Here is a 4,499-nt window from a genome sequence, read left to right as displayed (position 1 = left end):
CTGGAGGACTGGAGGACTGGAGGACTGGCAGTACGGTGAACTTAAACGTCCAGAAGGGGCAATAGATCCTGAGGGCTAGCAATATGGAAGTCGCTCCCCGCCCCCACCAGCTCCTGATGATCACCATACCCCCAGTGGACGGCAACCGAGAGACTGCCATTGGCTTTCGCAGCCTGGATATCACTGGCACGGTCGCCGATGACCCAGCTTGTGCGGCCATAAAACGTATCATCAGTCAGGATGCTGGTCAGATGGGTTGATTTATCACTTCTAATGCCACTGTCTTCGCTACCATGCACCGTTTTAAAGAAATGTGTGAGGTCCGCATGCTCAAGCAGCCATTCGGCCTGATGTTGCGGTTTGGCGGTGAGTACGTGCAGCGTCACCTCCCCGCCCCCTTGAGACCGGATCAACTGCTCAAGCAGCTCGCGTACGCCCGAATACACCTGATAGTTATAGATCCCGGTATGCAGGTAATGCTGACGGAAGATAGCCACTGCATCGGCAATAAGCGCCTTGTCCTGGGTGTTCAACAGCCAGGCGAAGCTGACCCGCAGCGGAGGCCCGAAACAGCGCTGTAGTTGCTGGTCACTGATCTCACCCTGCCCCAGCTCGGCCAGTGCCACGCGAATGGATTCGGCGATACCTCGCTGGGTATCCAATAGCGTGCCATCGAGATCAAAGAAGAGCGTGGTCATTAAAATGCCTTATTTAGCCGTTCTGAATGGCATTCAATTCTAACCCGCGGGTTAACTTTTTCACAGCCAACATATTTATGCTGGCGATACATACTCGGAGATCATCTCGCTATATTTTTGGGTTTGCGCGTAGAGACGGATCAGGTCCTGACCGGTCATGTCGGGACGCATGTTGATATCGCTTGAATAAAGCTGCATCAGCGACAGGTACACCGCTTTGACAGATTCCTCGAACGCCTGATGCCCTGCAAACTGGATGCGCACATTGTGGGCTGCCATCGCACCCGGCGTACCCAGATCAACGTCGCCGTAGCTAATCAGCATCAGCGGCAGGTCCGTTACTTCAGACAGCACGGCAAGCTTGTCTTTCTCCGTCAGGCCAAAGATGCAGACTCCATCAATACCCAGCTTGCTATACGCCTTCACTCGCTCCAGCAGTGCCTCAAGCGAATGCTCTTTAAGCGCGTGAGTACGCGCAAAAATGGCAAACTCCGGATCAGTGCGTGCTTTCAGCGCCGCGCGCAATTTATCCAATGCCTCATCGATTGAGGTCAGGCTCATCGCGGGTTTGTTGTGTGGCCGCGGCAATACCGTGTCTTCCAGAGTAATCATGGCAGTTCCGGCATGTTCCAGATCGGTGACGGTACGCATGACGTTAAGCGAATTACCGTAACCGCTGTCGCCGTCAACAACCACCGGCAGGTTAGCCGCTCCACACACACGCCGCGCCTGATTGCTTAGTTCGCTCAACGTTAACAGGGAGATATCCGGCGCGCCGAGGTTCATTAAGGAGGCAACCGAGCCACCAAGAATACCGACTTTGAAGCCAATATCGTTAGCCATCCGAATCGACAACGGGTCAAACACGGAGGCACAGGTCACACACTGGTCACTTTCCAGGAGCTGTCGCATCCGCTTTCTAGCAATGTTGTTCATATTGAGATACCTAAAGTCCGTATTGTCTGATCGCGCCGGGTAGGTATACAGACAAAAAAAGCCCCCTTTCCAACCCGGAAAGGGGGGAGGCGCTACACATGTTATGACCGTAGCAAGGGGGATATACCTACGGTGACCCGTGGCATGGGATGATCCCAGGGGAGCAGCGTTAACCGCTCAGTTTCTGGCAACAAGGTTCCTGATGATAGGCATTCAAAGGCTGACGAAATTCACCTTACCCTGCTCTTCTGCAAGGCGGGCCGCTGAAGACGCCACCGCCAGGTCCTGCAGACCGACGCCGGTACCATCAAACAGGGTGATCTCGTCATTTGAGCTGCGCCCGGCATGGATGCCGTTAATCACATCCCCCACCGGGGTGATGTCATCGACATTCAGTGCACCGGATGCCACCGCATGCTGCGCTTCACCGATACTGATCGACTGTGCGACTTCATCGGTAAACACGGTCGCCGCCGCCAGCAACTCAGGATCGACCTCCTGCTTGCCTTTGGTATCGGTACCCATACACGCAATGTGCGTACCCGGCTTAACCCAGTCCTTCATCATCAGCGGTTCAAACGCGGAGGTGATCGTAATGATCACATCAGCCTGAGCACCCAGTGTTTGCTGGTCGACCGCTTCGAATGGCAGGCCCAGCTCTTCAGCAACGGCGGCCAGACGCGGCAGGTATTCCGGATGCGGGTTCCAGGCGACGACTTTTTCGAAGTCACGCTGCTCAACCGCCGCGCGTAGCTGAAAGGTAGACTGATGCCCCGCGCCAACCATACCCAGCACCTTGGAATCTTTGCGGGCCAGGTGAGCGATGGATACTGCAGAAGATGCCGCCGTGCGCACGGCAGTCAGGTAGTTACCACCCACAATCGACTTCATCTTGCCGGTGTCCGGATCAAACAGAATCACCGTGGACTGGTGGTTAGTCAGGTTTTTATCGACATTACCCGGCCAGTAACCACCGGATTTAACACCCAGTACCATACCGGCACGGTCGAAACCGGATTTAAAGCCGTATAGCGCATCAGCGTGGCCGATCGCTTCACGTACCACAGGGAAGTTATAAGCATCCCCTTTGGCCATGGCGGCAAATACACTTTCTACGGCGGTGAACGCTTCACCGCGCCCGACGACAGCTTCACATACCGCTTCGGAAATAATTGAGACGCCTGTATCGGCTCCGTTCAACGGATTGGCCATAGACTTTCTCCTAAGAATTCTGAGGTGCCACCCCAAGGGGAGTCCGGGGCGGCAGATAATTGAACCTGTTTGCAGATTTCTGATTAGTACGCTTTACCGCGCGCACTGACCGGCCACAGGGTTTCTACCTTGCCGTTACGCACACCCACGTAGTAATCGTGCACGTTACAGGTTGGATCACAGTGTCCCGGCACCAGCTTCAGCTTTTCGTTCACTTTTAACGCACCGCTTGGGTCCGAAATCACACCGTGTTCGTCGGAGCACTTGATGTATTCCACATCATCACGCCCAAAGACATACGGCAGACCACTGTCTACGGACTGCGCTTTCAAACCCGCATCACAGATCGCTTTGTCGGCCTTGGCGTGACTCATCACCGTGGTCAGAATGAACAGTGAGTTCTCGAACTCAGAGATCCGCTCGCCATTTTCGTCATGGATGGTTTGGTAGTCCGCATCCATAAAGGCATAAGAGCCACACTGCAGTTCGTTGTAGACGCCGGAGCCACCTTCAAAGTAGTAAGATCCGGTACCGCCGCCACCCACGATGTCACACTCCAGTCCTACCGCTTTCAGCATGTCGACTGAACGCGCAACCATCTCAATCGCGACGTCAACTTTCTCTTTACGCTCGTTGTAGTTCTGCAGGTGCTGCATCGCACCTTGATATGCCTGGATACCGGCAAACTTCAGGCCGGGAGCCGAGTCGATCGCCTGTGCAATATCCACCACCGGCTGACCGGCATCGACACCACAACGCCCCGCGCCACAGTCAATTTCAACCAGACATTCAATCTCGGTGCCGTGTGTCTGTGCTGCCGCAGACAGCTCCGCCACGTTTTCAATGTCATCAACACAACAGATCGTCCGTGCACCCAGCTTCGGCAGCTGTGCCATCCGATCGATCTTGGCCGGATCACGCACCTGATTGGAGACCAGTACGTCTTTGATGCCACCGCGGGCAAACACTTCCGCTTCAGATACTTTCTGGCAGCACACACCACAGCTGTCACCCAGCTTTTCCTGCAGCAGCGCAATATCAACAGATTTATGCATCTTGCCGTGCACACGATGGCGCACACCCATCCCTTTGGCGTACTGGCCCATGGTGCGGATGTTCTTTTCCAGCGCGTCCAGATCAACAACCAGACAAGGCGTCTGGATATCAGCTTCGTCCATTCCCGGTACCGCCGGTACGTCGTAACCCACTTCCAGGTTCTTAGGATCATTCAATGCAGTCATTTTTATTCTCCGGTCGATAAATCAGATCAGTTGTTGAGCCACGGAAGTGTGTCGAGGTCGACATTGCCTCCGGTGAGGATGACCCCGACACGCTTACCTTTAAAGACGTCAGGATTCTTCAGGATCGTCGCCAGCGGTACCGCGCTGCTTGGTTCTACGACGATCTTCATGCGCTTCCAGATCAGCTTCATCGCGTCGATAATCTCCTCTTCCGTCGCGGTGAGGATGTCGGTGACGTGATTGCTGACGAAGTGCCAGGTCAGGTCTTTCAACGGCACTTTCAGGCCGTCGGCCACAGTGTTTGGCGCATCATCGGCGATGATGTGGCCGGCACAGAAAGAGCGCGCCGCATCATCCGCGTTCAGAGGTTCTGCCGCGTAGATCTTGATCTCCGGTGCAATGCTGGACAGGG

Annotated in this window: 5 protein-coding genes; all 5 read right to left on the bottom strand. The window is 54.9% G+C overall.

Going from position 1 to position 4,499, the window contains the following annotated elements; translation table 11 throughout:
* Positions 1 to 41: 41 nt before the first annotated feature.
* On the bottom strand, positions 42 to 698 hold the full coding sequence (locus tag ABYW01_RS14955) for an HAD family hydrolase (RefSeq protein ID WP_372834122.1): 657 nt from the start codon (positions 696 to 698) through the stop codon (positions 42 to 44).
* A gap of 75 nt (positions 699 to 773) precedes the next feature.
* The gene (locus tag ABYW01_RS14950) at positions 774 to 1,634 is read right to left on the bottom strand and encodes an oxaloacetate decarboxylase (RefSeq protein ID WP_372834121.1); all 861 of its coding nucleotides are present in this window, start codon (positions 1,632 to 1,634) and stop codon (positions 774 to 776) included.
* A 213-nt stretch (positions 1,635 to 1,847) separates the two neighbouring features.
* Entirely contained in the window at positions 1,848 to 2,846 is a 999-nt protein-coding gene (gene bhcD, locus ABYW01_RS14945) for an iminosuccinate reductase BhcD (RefSeq protein ID WP_372834120.1), read from the bottom strand.
* 83 nt (positions 2,847 to 2,929) lie between these two features.
* Entirely contained in the window at positions 2,930 to 4,087 is a 1,158-nt protein-coding gene (gene bhcC / locus ABYW01_RS14940; RefSeq protein ID WP_372834118.1) for a 3-hydroxy-D-aspartate aldolase BhcC, read from the bottom strand.
* 26 nt (positions 4,088 to 4,113) lie between these two features.
* A partial coding sequence (locus ABYW01_RS14935) for a pyridoxal-phosphate dependent enzyme (RefSeq protein ID WP_372834115.1) occupies positions 4,114 to 4,499 on the bottom strand: 386 nt, incomplete at its 5' end.

The organism is Pontibacterium sp. (assembly GCF_041587635.1).
Lineage (GTDB): Bacteria > Pseudomonadota > Gammaproteobacteria > Pseudomonadales > Balneatricaceae > Pontibacterium.
The sequence above is the reverse complement of the archived record's forward strand: the minus strand, read 5'-3'. Positions and strand labels throughout refer to the sequence as shown.